Source organism: Thauera sp. SDU_THAU2 (genome assembly GCF_038260575.1).
GTDB lineage: Bacteria > Pseudomonadota > Gammaproteobacteria > Burkholderiales > Rhodocyclaceae > Thauera.
This window is the reverse complement of record NZ_JBBWUN010000003.1, coordinates 4,625,730-4,640,009: the sequence shown is the minus strand read 5'-3', so window position 1 is coordinate 4,640,009 and position 14,280 is coordinate 4,625,730. Positions and strand designations below refer to the sequence as shown.

Annotated in this window: 9 protein-coding genes; 2 read left to right on the top strand and 7 right to left on the bottom strand. The window is 69.8% G+C overall.

The window, feature by feature from the left end:
- The first annotated feature begins 109 nt into the window (after positions 1-109).
- Positions 110-694: a CBS domain-containing protein gene (locus AAFL97_RS23370; protein ID WP_341646977.1), complete on the top strand. Its 585-nt coding sequence runs from the start codon at positions 110-112 to the stop codon at positions 692-694.
- 38 nt (positions 695-732) lie between these two features.
- Here the strand turns inward: AAFL97_RS23370 and AAFL97_RS23365 are convergent, their stop codons facing one another.
- The 5 genes from AAFL97_RS23365 to AAFL97_RS23345 all read right to left on the bottom strand — a co-directional run bounded on the left by AAFL97_RS23365 (position 733) and on the right by AAFL97_RS23345 (position 10,154).
- The gene (locus AAFL97_RS23365) at positions 733-1,134 is read right to left on the bottom strand and encodes a DUF2149 domain-containing protein (RefSeq protein WP_341646976.1); all 402 of its coding nucleotides are present in this window, start codon (positions 1,132-1,134) and stop codon (positions 733-735) included.
- The gene (locus AAFL97_RS23360; protein WP_341646975.1) at positions 1,131-1,667 is read right to left on the bottom strand and encodes a MotA/TolQ/ExbB proton channel family protein; all 537 of its coding nucleotides are present in this window, start codon (positions 1,665-1,667) and stop codon (positions 1,131-1,133) included. The genes AAFL97_RS23365 and AAFL97_RS23360 overlap by 4 nt, the downstream gene beginning before the upstream one ends.
- A 174-nt stretch (positions 1,668-1,841) precedes the next feature.
- The gene (locus AAFL97_RS23355; RefSeq protein ID WP_341646974.1) at positions 1,842-3,941 is read right to left on the bottom strand and encodes a TonB-dependent receptor plug domain-containing protein; all 2,100 of its coding nucleotides are present in this window, start codon (positions 3,939-3,941) and stop codon (positions 1,842-1,844) included.
- Entirely contained in the window at positions 3,938-8,098 is a 4,161-nt protein-coding gene (gene cobN / locus AAFL97_RS23350) for a cobaltochelatase subunit CobN (protein ID WP_341646973.1), read from the bottom strand. Before cobN ends, AAFL97_RS23355 begins: the two co-directional genes overlap by 4 nt.
- Positions 8,099-8,171: 73 nt before the next feature.
- Positions 8,172-10,154, bottom strand: a complete 1,983-nt coding sequence (locus tag AAFL97_RS23345) for a TonB-dependent receptor plug domain-containing protein (RefSeq protein ID WP_341646972.1) — start codon at positions 10,152-10,154, stop codon at positions 8,172-8,174.
- A gap of 330 nt (positions 10,155-10,484) precedes the next feature.
- On the opposite strand from AAFL97_RS23345, the gene AAFL97_RS23340 reads away from it, so the two are divergent.
- On the top strand, positions 10,485-11,576 hold the full coding sequence (locus AAFL97_RS23340; RefSeq protein WP_341646971.1) for an NAD(P)-dependent alcohol dehydrogenase: 1,092 nt from the start codon (positions 10,485-10,487) through the stop codon (positions 11,574-11,576).
- A gap of 116 nt (positions 11,577-11,692) precedes the next feature.
- Here AAFL97_RS23340 and AAFL97_RS23335 read toward each other — a convergent pair whose 3' ends face one another.
- Positions 11,693-12,958: an MFS transporter gene (locus tag AAFL97_RS23335; protein WP_341646970.1), complete on the bottom strand. Its 1,266-nt coding sequence runs from the start codon at positions 12,956-12,958 to the stop codon at positions 11,693-11,695.
- A gap of 163 nt (positions 12,959-13,121) precedes the next feature.
- Positions 13,122-14,216, bottom strand: a complete 1,095-nt coding sequence (locus tag AAFL97_RS23330) for a siderophore-interacting protein (RefSeq protein ID WP_341646969.1) — start codon at positions 14,214-14,216, stop codon at positions 13,122-13,124.
- Between the last annotated feature and the right edge of the window lie 64 nt (positions 14,217-14,280).

Sequence of the window (14,280 nt, the reverse complement as noted above, 5' to 3'; positions counted from 1 at the left end):
CTGCGGCATACGGCCCGAACGCCCGAGCGAAAGAGAATCCACGATGCTAGAGTGGTTTGTGGCCCCGATGCCCGCAAACAACACCGATCATCCACTGGAGGAAGACACAATGACTCTGCCGACTCGTGTACAGGCGCACAAGCTGTCCCCGCACGCCTCGCTGTGCGCTCCCGGCTTCTACCTGATCGGCGCAGACTCGCCCGCCATCGAGGCAATGACCGATTTCACCCGCGTCAGCGCGGCCACCATCACCGCCGGCGACTCGATCAGCGAAGCCAATACCCGCATGATTTCGCGCGGCGTACGCCTGCTGATGGTGCTCGACGGACAGGAACGGCTTGCCGGCGTCATCACCGCGCGCGACATCCTCGGCGAAAAACCGCTGCAGATCACCCGTGCACGCTCCTGCAGGCACGACGAACTGACGGTCGGCGACCTGATGACACCGATCGCCACCATCGACACGCTGTATCTCGGGGAGATCCTGAATGCCCGCGTGGCCGACGTGCTGGAGGCACTGAAGAACCTCGGCCGCCAGCACATCCTGATCGAGGATACCGACCCCGCGACCGGCCAGCCGCGCGTGCGCGGCCTGTTCTCGGCCACCCACATCGGCCGCCTGCTCGGCGTGCCGGTGCTCGGCTTCGACCTGCCGCGCACCTTCGCCGAAATCGAGGCGGCGCTGGCGGGCTGAAACCACCGCGGCCTGCTGCGGCAGGCCGCCCACCTGGCTCAGTCCTTTTGATCCGTCTCCGGCACGTAGATGAAGGAGCCGTCCTTCATCCGATAGGCCACACCCGCACGCGAGCCTTCGCCGGTGCCGATCTCGCCGCTGGCCTGGTAGTGCTCGATGATCTCGCCTTTCTTGACGATCATCTCCATGTTGGGCTGGCCGGGGTTCTTGATGACTGTCACGTCTTCCTGGACGAAGGGATTCATCGGGTTGCTGGCAACGGCGAGCAGCAGCGCGGCGATGATGACCAGGAACACGTCGATCAGGTTGACCACCGACAGGATGGGATCGTCGGCCTCGATGTCGTCCATCAGGCGCAGGCCGGCGCGGCGAGGGCCGCCGGCGCCGCGCGCCCTGGCCGGCGGCAGCGCCGCCGCGGGAGCGTTCGGGCGGGTGCTCACAGCACGCCCTCCGCAGCCAGCGGCGCCACGGGATCGTCGTGTTCCCGCGTCTCGGGCAGGCTTTCGTGCTCGATCTCGGCCAGTTCGGTGGCCAGCCAGCGCCGCCGCACGCTGGCGATGCCGTAGGTGATCGCGGACGCGATCAGGGCCAGGATCACCGCCGAGAAGGCGACCATCAGGTTGCGGCTGACTTCCTGCAACTGGCCGTCGGCCAGCGCCATCAGCGCCGGCCCCATCGGAATCATCGTGGCGACGAGGCCGAGCATCGGGCCGACCCGGCTGGCGATGCGCAGCATTTCCAGCCGCTTGACCGCGATCGCTTCGAGCGCGGTCAGGTGCAGGCCCGGGCGGGCGCTCAGCGCCGCACGCAGTTCGAAGGCGCGCAGTTCACCCCGCTGCCGCTGCCTGGCCTGCACGGCGAAGCAGCCGAGCGCATAGAAGGCATAGAAGAACAGGGCGGCGACCAGCAGCAGCACCGGCAGCAGGAACAACTGGGAAAGGCCGTACATGGCCGATTCGACGATTTGCGACATGCTTCTTTTTCTCCGGGGGAAGTGAAAGGATGCGGACGGCGAAAACGGATTTCCTCACCGCCTGCCCGATTGGATGCACAAGTACTACGACGCGACGCCCCGACCTCCCGGATGAACCACTCTTCGTCACGCGGTGGGATCGTGACGAAGGCTCGGGGGCAGTGAGCCTGCGCCCTACCATTTGCCTTCCAGCGCCAGCAGCCAAGTGCGCTCGCCGCTGTCGCGCCCGTCCAGGCGCCAGCTTTCCGCGCCATGGCGCGCATGGCGATGCTGGCGCTCGTCGGCGCCGAGCAGGTTGTCCACCGACAGGCGCAGATCGACACCGCGGGCGATCTGGCGGGTGATGTGGGCGTCCAGCCGGGTGCCGCTGCGGATGCGGGCGATGCGCTCGTCGCCCAGGCGGGTGCGCGCCGGGCCGCTGTGCTTGAGCTGGAAGCCGAAGCGGGTGGCCACGCCCGCCGGCGCGTGCTCGTAGCTCAGGCTGAAAAGATGGCGCGGGGTGTCGTTGGCGATGCGGCGGATGCCCAGGCGAGCATCGTCCACCCGTGCGTGCGGCAGGGTCAGCGTAGCGCGCAGGCTGCCGCCGTCCAGCGCCCTGGCAAGCAGCGCGGCGTCGAGCCTGGCGCTCAGTTCCACGCCCCAGTGGCGGGCGTCGCCGGCATTGTACGGGCGGTCCACCCAGCGTCCGGCCTCCAGCGCGCTATGGCGCTCGATGAAGTCGCGCGTGCGGCGCGCGTACAGATTCAGGCCGAGCACGCTCTTCTCGCCGGCGAGATAGCGTTCGACGCCGAGCTCCACACGCAGCACGCGTTCGGCCGAAAGATCGGGATTGCCGCCGATGTCGGCTTCCAGCGGGGTGTTGTACTCGGTACTGCGCGTCACCAGCGGCGTGATCTCGTCCAGCTTGGGCACGCGCAGGCCGGTGCCGGCCGAGGCGCGCAGCACCCAGGCCTCGGCCGCCTGCCAGCGCAGCGCGAGCGAGGGCGACACCGCCCGCTCGCTGTGCCAGCCGCTGCCGGCATACTGGCGGGCGACTTCCAGGCGCAGGCCGGTGGTCAGCGTGAGGGTTTCGCTCAAGGTCCATTCGTCCTGCAGCCACAGCGCGGCATTGCGCTCGCGCACCACATGGCGGTGGCGCGCGGTATCCAGCGCCTGGCGGTCATGGCGGGAAAAGGCCGCGCCCTCCAGCGCCAGCGACAGCAGGTGGGTCTCGGCCAGCGCCTGGTCCAGCCGCAGCGAGCCGGTGAATTCGCGTTCGTGGCGGTCGAGGGATTCGGACCAGGCCGGCGACAGCGGCCCGGCGCGCCGGGTGCGGGTGTCGCGCTCGCCGTCCATCAGCGCCAGCCGGGTGCTGAGCTTGCCGTCCGCACCGACGCGGGTTTCGCCGTCGGCGCGCAGCCGAGCGATGCGGAAGGCGCTGCGCTCGCGGTCGTGGCGGGCGGCCGCCAGCGGCTCGCCGGCCTCGCCGCGCTCGGCCGTCTGCCGGCGCTGGCCATCGTTGCGGTAATAGCTCGGCCACAGGCTCAGGCGGGTGTCGCCGGCTTTCCACGACAGCCGCGGCGACAGGATCAGTTCATCGACGCTGTAATGGCCGGACAACGTTTCGGCGGACCACGCGGCCGGCAGCGTGCGCCACTGCCGGCTGTCGACCGGCATGCGATGGCGGTTCACGGTGACCGGCAGCAGCCAGCTGAAGCCGCCCTGCCCGCCGCCGAGGCTGGCGGTGAGCTGGGCGTTGGGCTCGTCGCCGCGCTGGCCGCCGACCACGCGCAGCGAGGCGCTGCGCTGGCTCACCGGCGCCTTCATGACCAGGTTGACGACGATTTCCGCCGTGGCGCCGAATTCGGCCGAGCTGCCGCGCAGCAGTTCGATGCGTTCCAGCTCGCCGGCCGGCAGGCGGCCGACCAGGGTCAGCGCATGGCGGCCGCTGGCGGTGGGGCGTTCGCCATTGACCAGGATCAGCACCGCGTCGCGCGCCACGCCGCGGGCGCCGGCAGCGGCGGAGTCCGCGCCGTGGCCGGCGCGCTCCAGGCCGGGCAGCTTGCGCAGCACCTCGGCCACCGACAGGCCGCCCAGGCTGCGGATTTCCTCCGCATCGATGACCAGCTTCACGCCGGGGGCGAGGCGCTGTTCGGTCAGGGCGTCGAAAGTGGCGCTGACGCCGACTTCGGGCAGCAGCGTGGCGTCGGGCTCCGCCGCCCAGCCGGCCAGGGCCAGCGTGCAAGCCGCCGCAGCGGCGGCGCTCCTGCATGCGATGGCAGCGGCTGGCCTCATGGCGCCAACGGCCGGACACGCCACTGGCGCAGCATGCCGCCCAGGAAAGCGAGCAGGGTCAGCGCGGCGAGCAACAGTTCGAACCAGGGCGCGGGCGCGGCGCCCTGCTCGGCCTGGACCTGCTCCAGTACCTGGCCGGTGACCTGCTCCGGCGCGGCGGCACCGCCGGCTTCGCCCTGTGCCGGCTCGCCGGCGGACTCGAGGCCGAAGCCGGCGGCAAGCGTCTGCACGTAGTCGCCGACCATGCTGCTGGCGGGCTGGTAGTCGAGGCGTTCGACGGCGTCCCGGTACACCTCCACCAGCTTGCGCAGGGTCTGATCGTCGGTGTTCCAGTATTCCTTGCGCGCCGCTTCCAGCATGCGCTCGGCGATCTGCGCCTTGGCGGTCGGGTTGTGCTGCTCGAACCACTCGTCCATCTTCATGTCGAGCGAATCGTCGATATAGACGTCGAAGAAGCTCTGCCACTGGTCGTCGCGCACGATCTCGGGCGCCACCGCGGTCCAGCCCCAGAAGTTGTTGACGGTATCGACCACGTTCATCGTGCCGGCATGGCCTTCCTGCTGCATGGCATCGATCCACTGCGGATGGAAGTAGCGCGAGCGCAGTTCGCCGGCGAGGAAGCGCGCGGCGGATTCGACCTTGCTGCTGTCGGCGTCGCGCAGGTTGCTGATGTACAGCTCGGGGCTCTTGCCGCCGAGATGGCGCACCGCCAGGCCGATACCGCCCAGGTACTGGAAGGGGTCGTCGGTGGTGAGCATGCCGTAGAGGTTGGACGAGCGCGCCAGTACCGCCGCCTCGACCTCGCGCAGTTGCTCGGCGTAGAGGTTGATCTGCGCCGGCTTGCTGCCCCAGCGCGACTCGGTGGGGCCGAAGGCGTACTGCATGCGCTGCAGGTAGAGCTCGGCGAGCTTGCCTTCGTCCTCCCAGGTGTCGGTGGCCATCGCGGCGTCTTCCAGCCCGGTGCCGTAGCTGCCGCTTTCGCCGGAGAAGATCCGGGTCAGCGCGTGTTCGCGCGCGTCCTCGGCCGAGAAACCCTGCTCCAGCAGGCGTTTTTCCAGCGCCAGGGTGTTGCTCCGCACCGCGTTGTCCGGCTCGTCCAGTTCGGCGACGAGCTCCACCGCGCGCGCCAGATGCAGCATCACGTTGGGGAAGTGGTCGCGGTACAGGCCGGTGGCGGACAGCACCACATCCACCCGCGGACGGCCGAGTTCGGCGCGCGGGATCACTTCGATGTCGCTGATGCGGCCGAAGCGGTCCCACACCGGCTTGACGCCGAGGGCATGGAAAGCCTGGGCTTCGAGCACGCCGAGGTGGCGCATCGCCTCCACCGACCACAGCGAGAACGCCACCTTGCGCAACTCGCTGCCGTGCTGGGCGCGATGCGCGGCGAGCAGTTGGGCGAAAGCTTCGGCGCCGGCGGCATAGGCCTGCTCGGTGGGCAGGCGCGAAGGATCGAAGCCGTACAGGTTGCGCCCGGTGGGCAGGCTTTCGGGGTTGCGCACCGGGTCGCCGCCGTAATGGGTGTCGATGAAGCGCCCATCCAGCGCCGCCAGCAGGCCGACGTGCTCGCCGGCGGCCGACAGCGCATCGAAATGGCCGCGGGCCTCGGTCAACAGTTCGGCCAGTTCAGGATCTGCGGAGCCGGCCGGTACGGCAGCGGCCTTCCCGGCATCGGTCGTCGCGGCGCGGGCCGCCCCGGCAGGGGCCGCCCCGACATCCGCAGCCACGGCAGGGGCTTCCCGGTCTCCAGCCGCCGCAGGCTGACCGGTCGGAGAAGCGCTGCCCCCCTCGGCACCACTCGGCGCAGCACTGACCTGTGCGGCACTATCCCGTGCGGCAGCTTCGAGCAGATGGCCGGCGAGCAGGCGGTAAGGAGGTGTCTCGGAAAGCTTGCGGAAGTCGTCGACGAACAGCTCCTTGGGGTCGTCCAGGCCGAGCTTGCCGTACAGGCGCTCGCCCAGCATCTGCATCACCGTGCTCAGGCGGTGTTCGGCCTGCGGCGCCTGGCCGAAGGTGTGCAGGCCGAGCGGCTGCGCGGTCTGCGCCAGCGCGTGCAGCCAGTCGTGCAACTCGCGCTCGAAGGGCACGAAGTCGGCGCGGGCGCGCTCGGTCGTCCAGCCGATGTCCTCGATCAGGTTCAGCCGCGCGGCTTCGTCGACGATCGCGGCAATGGTGCGCTCCTTCACCGCGCCGTCGTCGAGCAGGCCGTACTCGTGCAGCAGGTCGTGCAGCGGCATCAGCTTTTCGTGCAGACCGGCGGGGGCGAAGGACGGCGTCTGGTGGCTGATGATGGTCGCCCGCCCGCGGCGCTTGGCCTGGGTGGCCTCGCCGATGTTGTCGACGATGTAGGGGTAGATGATCGGTGTGTCGCCGAGCGTCAGGTAAGGGTCGTCGTGGATCGACAGCCCGCGCTCCTTGCCCGGCGTCCATTCCTGGCTGCCGTGGGTACCGAAGTGGATCAGCGCATCGGCGTCGAACTGCGTGCGGGCGTAGAGATAGGCAGCGAGGTAGAAATGGGTCAGCGGCACCCGGGTGTCGTGGTAGATGGCCTTCTCCGCCGGCTCGCCGGCGCGGCCGCGCGGCGGCTGCGGCAGGATGGCGAGATTGCCCAGCTGCAGGCGCGGGATGGCGAAAGCGCGCTCGCCTTCGGCGCCGATCAGCATCGGATCCTCGGCCGGCACGCCCCAGTGCGCTTCGATGCGGCTGCGCACCGGCTCCGGCAGGGCCTCGTACCAGGCGAGGTAGTCGGCCAGCGGCAGGCGCGCGGCCAGGTTGCGCGCCACCAGTTCGTCGAGGCGGCGCACCGCATCGGCACGATAGAACGGCGCCAGCATGTCGGCAGCAGCATCGACCATGCCCTGCTCCTCCAGCGGCTCGACCGCATAGCCGGCGCCGCGCAGCTTCTCGGTCAGCAGCGCCAGGCTGCGCGGTACGTTCATGAACGAAGCCGACAGGTTCTTCTCGCCTTCCGGATAGTTGTAGAACATCAGCGCGACGCGCTTGTCGGCATTGGCCTTGGCGCGCAGGCGGATCAGCTTGAACACCTTGTCCACCAGCGCATCGGCCTGCTCGGGGATCAGCACCGCGTCGCCGTCCTCGATCGCAGCGACCATCAGCGGGTCGGTGAGCCCGGCGAACTCCGGGATCGCCAGGTAGAAGGGCACGCCGCTGGTCGGCACGCCGACCGGGTCCGCGCGCCAGTCGTCGGCGTTGCCGCCGCGCCAGGTCAGCGCCTGCAGCACCGGCACGCCGAGGCGCAGGTAGTCCTCGCGCCGGCTACCCTGGTACATCACCTGCAGGTTGACGATGACATCCACCGCCGGCTTGCCGTCGTCGCCGTACAACAGGTCGAGCGCGCCGGCGCCCGCGGTGGCCGGGTGGAAATACACCAGCGGCAGCGCGCCACGCGCTTCCAGCCGGCGCACCAGCTCGTCCACATGGGCCATGCCGAGGTTGCCGATGTAGGCGCGATGGATCGCGATGCCGACCGCCGGTCTGCTCGCGGCACGCTCCGCGCCCAGCCAGACACGGTAGGCGGCCAGGTCGGCGACCACCAGATCCGGGTGGTCCGGATGATAGAAGCCGGCTTCCGGGTAGATCGCCGGCTCGGGCACCTCGACACCGCGCTCGCCTGCCAGGTGATGGCGCACATAAGCGAACAGGCCGGCGAAGTTGCGCTGGCCGCCGTTGCGGTAATAGTCGTGCAAGCTCTGGCCGTGGGTGGCGTCGAGGCCGCCGCCGGCCTGCGGCCCGCGTGCCGACGACAGCAGCCAGGGCACCCCCGCCTGTTCGAGCAGCGGCCCCATGCGTTCGAGCAGGCGGCGGCTGTCTTCCTCGCGCGGCGCGTCGAGCAGCACGAGGTCGGCCTCGCCCAGCGCAGCGCCGATGCGGGTGTCGTCGTCGCGATCGATGTTGAGCGCATCCACTTCGACGCCGGCGGCCTTGCCGATCTCGCCCAGCGCGGTGAATTTGCCGGCGAGGACGAAATCGCTGCTGACCACCGCTACCCGCGGCGTGCCGGTGGCGGCACGCAGAGCGAACAGCGCCACGACGGCAATCAACAGCACGGCGACGAACACCAGCAGCGTGCGGCGGCTGGGAGTCCCCGTGGGCGGGTTCGGCTGTTCTGCAGGAAGTTGGGAGGATTCCGGAGTCATGGGCTGGCAGGAGTCGTAAACAAGGCAAAACCGGCGGACGGCTCAGCGCGCGTCCGCCGGCGGAATGGCAGGATCAGAACGAACCGTGCAGCGACACGCGCAGCGTACGCGGCGTCTCGGAATAGCTGAACGCTTCGGACTTCTCGGCCAGGCGAACATCGGTCAGATTGTCCACACCGAGACTGACGCCCAGGTGCTCGTTGATGCGGTAGCCCGCGCTGGCATGCAGCAGATTGTAGGACGGTGCCCGGTCGCCATCGAGATACTGGCGGCCGATGTGCTCGGCCCGCAGCACGGCATCCCACGGTCCCTGCTTCCAGCCCGCGCGGGCGTTGAGCAGGATGCGGGAGCGGCCGTCGAGCTCGTCGCCGGTCTCCTTGTCCTTGGTATCGAGCCACTGCGCGTTGCCGCCGAGGTAGAAGCCGCGGCCGAGCTGCCACTTCGCCGCCGTTTCGACGCCGATGATCCGCGCTTCGTCGACGTTGTCGTATAGATAGTGGCGGCGCGGGATCGGCAGCCCGCCGGAAGGCGGCGTGACGCGCAACAGGCGCGTGGTGATCAGATCCTTGACGTCGTTGTGGAACACCGTCGCTTCCCACTCGATGCCGTCATGCGCATAAGCCACGCCGAACTCGACCGAGCGGCTGGTCTCCGGCTTGATGTCGCCGTTGCCGTAGAACGAATGCGGCCCTTCGTGGCCTTCGTAGTTGGGCGAGATCTGCTTCAGCGTCGGCGCGCGGAAACCTTCGCCGTAGCCGCCGCGCACGGTCCAGCGATCATCGACGTGCCACACCAGGTAGGCGCGCGGACTCGTCTCGCCGCCGAAAATGCTGTGGCGGTCGTGGCGCACGCCGAGTGTCAGCATCACCGAGTCCGACAGGCCGATCTCGTCCTGCAGGTACAGCGCCTTGTGCGTGGCATCGTCCTTGCCGCCGGCGAGGCCGGCGTTCTTCATCTCCTCCTTGCGCGCATCGAAGCCGATCGTCAGGTGCTGGGCGCTGCCGATGCCGAAGCCGACACGGCCATCGACGCCGCGCTCCTCCATGCTCTGCGGCCGCGTCGGCGCCACGCCGTTGGTGCGCTTGCTCTTCACCGAGAAGTCCGACTCCCACACCCGCAACTGGCTGTCGACTTCGCCCCAGTTGCCCTTCCAGGTGGCGATGGACTGGCTACGCTCGATGTCGTAGAGATCCCTGTAGTAGGTGCCGCCGCTGATCTGCTGGCGGGTGCGCTCCTCGTCGGCGACGCGGTGCTCCAGGTCGAAGGTGTGGCCGGCCAGCGGCGCCCACGACAGCAGCAGGTGGCCGGCATCCATCTTGGTACCCTCGATCTCGGACAGCCGGCGGTTCTCCTTCAGCTCGAGCGGGTCGCGGTCGAGGTGGGTCGCCGACAGGCCGATGCGCAAGGTCTCGCCGAGCGGGCCGGACAGATGGACGCCGCCGCCCACCGCATCGCCGCCGCCGGCGCCGCGGGCATCGCTGCCGGACAGGCGCACGCTGCCCTGCCAGTGGTCGGCGGGACGGCGGCTGATGGTGTTGACCACACCGCCAAGCGCGTCCGAGCCATACAGCACCGACATCGGCCCGCGCACCACCTCGATGCGTTCGACGTCGTCGACCGGCGCCCAGTCGTACTGGTAGTCGGAGTGGCCCACCCAGTCGTCGGTCGCGATCACGCGCAGGCCGTCGACCAGGTAGAGCGTGTGCTTGCCGTCCATGCCGCGCAGCGACATCGTCTTGCGGCCGCCGACGCTGCGGCCGAGCAGGCCGATGCCGGGCGTCTCGCGGATCGCGCCGAGCACGTTGTCGGCACCGCTGCTGCGGATGTCCTCGCGCGTCACCACCGAGGCGGCGGCCGGCACGTCGCGGATGGCCTGCTCGCGCTGGGTGGCGGTGACCACGACCTCGCTCAGGCGCTGGCCGTCCTCGGCCGCCAGCCCGGCTGCCGGCGCCAGTCCGGCCAGGGCCAGCAACGCGCCGTACAGCGGCGCCGGGCGAAGCGGCACCTTCATTCCATCACCACGCCCGGACGCACGGGCAGACAACAGCTTCAGCATGGGTATCTCCATCGGAATCTGGCTGGCTGCCTAGCCGCATGGGCGTCGGTTGCTTGCTGAACATCGGGTCGAAAGGTGCGCGCATGGCCGGGAGCGGATCACGCGGGCCGGGCGGCTTCCCGTGTGCCGCGCCGCATCTGGCGGGCATCGCACGGAACGGCGTGATTATATCAATTAATGACAATCATTCTCATTTGATCAAGATCAATTCGGCGCCGACAAAACTGGCTTCCATTGACCTGGATCAAACCCCGCGGGAGAGGTCCGCCGGCGATCTGGCCTACACTGAAGAAGCCCTACGGCACTCTCCAGGAGGGAAGTCTCATGACGATGATGAAAGCAACCGTTTTCGTAGCCCCTGGCCGCATCGAACTGGTGGACAAGCCGATTCCCGACATCGGCCCGAACGATGCCCTGATTCGCATCACCACCACCACGATCTGCGGAACCGACGTCCACATCCTGAAAGGCGAATACCCGGTCAAGCCCGGCCTGACGATCGGCCACGAGCCGGTCGGCGTGATCGAGAAGCTCGGCAGCGCCGTGCAGGGCTACAGCGAAGGCCAGCGCGTGATCGCCGGCGCCATCTGCCCGAATTTCAACAGCTATGCCGCGCAGGACGGCTTCCCCTCGCAGGACGGCAGCTACCTCGTGCCCGGCGGCCAGTGCGGCTGCCACGGCTACAAGGCCACCGCCGGCTGGCGCTTCGGCAACATGATCGACGGCACCCAGGCCGAATACGTGCTGGTACCCGACGCCCAGGCCAACCTCGCACCGATTCCCGACGGCCTCACCGACGAGCAGGTGCTGATGTGCCCGGACATCATGTCCACCGGCTTCAAGGGCGCCGAGAACGCCAACATCAAGCTCGGCGACACCGTAGTGGTGTTCGCCCAGGGCCCGATCGGCCTGTGCGCCACCGCCGGCGCGCGCCTGCTGGGCGCGACCACCATCATCGCCGTCGATGGCAACGATCATCGCCTCGGCATCGCCCGCAAGATGGGCGCCGACGTGACGCTGAACTTCCGCAACTGCGACGTGGTGGACGAAGTCATGAAGCTCACCGGCGGCCGCGGCGCCGACAGCTCGATCGAGGCGCTGGGCACGCAAGCGACTTGGGAGCAGTCGCTCAAAGTGCTGAAGCCCGGCGGCACGCTGTCCAGCCTGGGGGTGTATTCGGAAGACCTGAAGATCCCGATCGCCAACTTCGCCGCCGGCCTCGGCGACCACACCATCCGCACCGCACTGTGCCCCGGCGGCAAGGAGCGCATGCGCCGGCTGATGAACGTGCTCGCCGCCGATCGCCTCGACCTCGGCGTGCTCGTCACCCACCAGTACAAGCTCGACGACATCGTCGCCGCCTACGAGCTGTTCGCCAACCAGCGCGACGGCGTGCTGAAGGTGGCGATCAAGCCTTCCTGAGCCGCCGCAACCCGCAGCAAGGAAGCGTGCCCGCCCTCTCCAGGGGCGGGCATTTTTTCACCGCTTGCACCGCAAGCCTGGCATGAAGGCCAGGACAGCAGCCGGCACGGTGCCGATCACCTCCGGTCGATGCCCGGCGCACCTTCGTCCCAAAAACGCCCCCGCACCGCAATCCAGGCGGCAAGACTGCCGACGACACAGGCACAGCCGCCGGCCAGCAGGGCCGTGGACACGGCGAAGCGCCGGGCGACGTAGCCCATCTGCAGGCCGCCGAGCGCCGGCCCCAGCGCCGACTGCAGCAGCCAGAATGCCGACACCCGCCCGCGCAGTCCGTCCGGCGTGTGCTGCTGCAGCAGCGCGCCGCGCACGATGTCGCCGACGGTATCGGCGCTGCCGGCCAGCGCCAGACAGGCCAGCATCATCCACAGGCTGCCGGTGAGGCCGGCCGCGGCCACCGCCAGCCCCCACAGCACCGCCATCGCCGCCAGGACGCGGCCCGGGCGGCTCAGCGTGCGCGTCCAGCCGGATGACAGCGCGGCCACCAGCGCGCCCAGCGCCGGCGCCGCATGCAGCACGCCGACCAGCGCCGCATCGCCGCCCAGCGTCTCGCTGGCGATCTGGGGCAGCAGCACGAAGGGCATCGCCAGCAGGCTGGCGATCAGGTCGAGCAGCAGCATGCCGGAGATCACCGGGCTGCGGCGGATGAAACGCAGGCCGTCGCGCCATTCCGCCAGCGCGCCCTGCCCGTTTTTTTGCCCCGATTCCTGTCCTTTGCCGGGCGGCTCATCGGCCGCCCGGGCGGCATCCAGCCGCGGCAGCCGCGCAAGCAGCAGCGGCGTGATCGCCGAGGCCGCCATCACCACCGCGTAGCAGCTCGCGAGCCCGGCGCCGGCGATCAGGAACCCGGCCACGATCGGGCCGACCAGCGCGGCAAGCTGCAGGGCGATGGCGCTCAGCGCGCCGGCCGCGGCAAGCTGCTCGCGCGCCACCAGCGACGGCAGCACCGCCATCAGCGCCGGCGCACCGATGCCGCTGCTGAGGCCGCCGGCCAGCGCCGCCAGGTAGATGAGGCCGAGCTGGGCCTGCGGCAGCAGGGTGTTGGCCAGCAGCAGGCCGACGACGCCGACATAGGCGATCCGGCTGCCGACCATCAGCGTGCGCCGGTCGTGCCGGTCGGCCAGGCGGCCGCCGAACACCAGTCCGGCAAGCTGGCCGCCGGCCAGGCAGAAGCCGACCAGGGCCACATGCAGCGAGGACTGCGTAAGCGCATAGACCTGCCAGGCCACGGCGACGGCGTTGATGCCGTACACCATCAGCGCCACCGTCCGCGCCAGGTACAGCAGGCGGAAGCCCGGGCTGGTCCGCAGCGGGCCGATGTCCACCACGAATCGGGTCAGGCGCGCCCCGCTGGCCTGGGCCTTTGCAGTCCGAGTCTCACCCGGCAGGAGCTTTTCTGGCCGGGCGCTGCCACCCGGCCCGGGACAGGATTCGCCCGCCGACTCGGGACAGGCGGTGCCCGCAGGCGAGGTGCATGGCGTCCTCGGTTCAGTCATCGGCAGGCACGTTCTTGAACTCGGTCTCGCTGCGCCCACGCCGCCAGTAGGCCACCACCAGATGTTCGGCCGGCGTGAGGCCGCGTTCCTTGCGCACGTACGCACGCACTGCACGGAAGGCGTCGAACTCCAGGCCGGCCCAGACGAACAGCCGCGTACCGGCTTCCGGCCAGGCCACGGCGCGCACGGCGTCCGGCAGCAGGGTCGTGGTGCCCGGCGCCTGTGAGCCGCGCAGCAGCCAGCGCAGTTCGATGCCGGCCGGCGCGCGCAACGCCTGGCGGTCGCTTGCGTCCTGGACTTCGACCAGCGCCACGCCGCGCGCGTCGGCCGGCAGGTTCTCCAGGATGCGTGCGATGGCCGGCAGCGCGGTTTCGTCGCCGGCGAGCAGAGTCCAGTCGGCCTCGCGTGCGCCCAGGCCGCCCGGCCCGCGCATGCCGACCCGGTCGCCGGGGCGGGCGCGCTGCGCCCAGCTGCCGCCCGGGCCGGCAGGTTCATGCACCACCATGTCGATCTCCAGCGTGCCCGCCGCCGGGTCGATGTCGCGGATGGTGTAGGTGCGCATGTCCAGCCGCTTGTCGCCCTCCGGCATGCGCAGCAGGCCGTTGGCATCCAAGGTCGGCCATTCCGGCTCGGTGTTGCCCGGCTGCGGCAGCAGCAGCTTGCAGTGCAGATTGTCCAGGCCGGCATAGCGTTCGAGCCGCTCGCCGGCAAGGGTGATGCGGCGCATGCGCGCAGTCAGGTCGCGCGCGGCGGTCACCCGCAGCACACGGAAGGCCGGCGGCTCGCGCAACTGGCTGCCGTCGCCGTGCCAGCGGATCTCGACCGGCTGGGAAGAAAACTCCACCAGGTGGCTCGCCACCACGACCTTGAGGTCGTACAGCGCATCCATCGTCGCGGCTTCGGCGCGGATGTCGAGCAACTCGCCGTCGACGCGGATATGGATCAGGCCGCCGTGGATGGCGAGCTTCCAGTCGGCGCCGTCACGCTGGAATTCGAAACCGTGTTCGCGCATGTGTTCGCCCAGGCGCGTCAGAGTGTGTTCGGCTTCGGCCAGGCGCACCTGCGCCTGCGCAACGAGCTGGGTCATGATGAAGACTCCTCGGTCGAGGGGGAAATGAATTCAGGCCGGCGGCGCTTCCGCGGGGCCATCG

Bases quoted from the DNA above. Each gene is read 5' to 3' on its own strand.
- AAFL97_RS23370 (WP_341646977.1), top strand. From the start codon at position 110: ATGACTCTGCCGACTCGTGTACAGGCGCACAAGCTGTCCCCGCACGCC.
- AAFL97_RS23360 (WP_341646975.1), bottom strand. From the start codon at position 1,667: ATGTCGCAAATCGTCGAATCGGCCATGTACGGCCTTTCCCAGTTGTTC.
- AAFL97_RS23355 (WP_341646974.1), bottom strand. From the start codon at position 3,941: ATGAGGCCAGCCGCTGCCATCGCATGCAGGAGCGCCGCCGCTGCGGCG.
- cobN (WP_341646973.1), bottom strand. From the start codon at position 8,098: ATGACTCCGGAATCCTCCCAACTTCCTGCAGAACAGCCGAACCCGCCC.
- AAFL97_RS23345 (WP_341646972.1), bottom strand. From the start codon at position 10,154: ATGCTGAAGCTGTTGTCTGCCCGTGCGTCCGGGCGTGGTGATGGAATG.
- AAFL97_RS23340 (WP_341646971.1), top strand. From the start codon at position 10,485: ATGATGAAAGCAACCGTTTTCGTAGCCCCTGGCCGCATCGAACTGGTG.
- AAFL97_RS23330 (WP_341646969.1), bottom strand. From the start codon at position 14,216: ATGACCCAGCTCGTTGCGCAGGCGCAGGTGCGCCTGGCCGAAGCCGAA.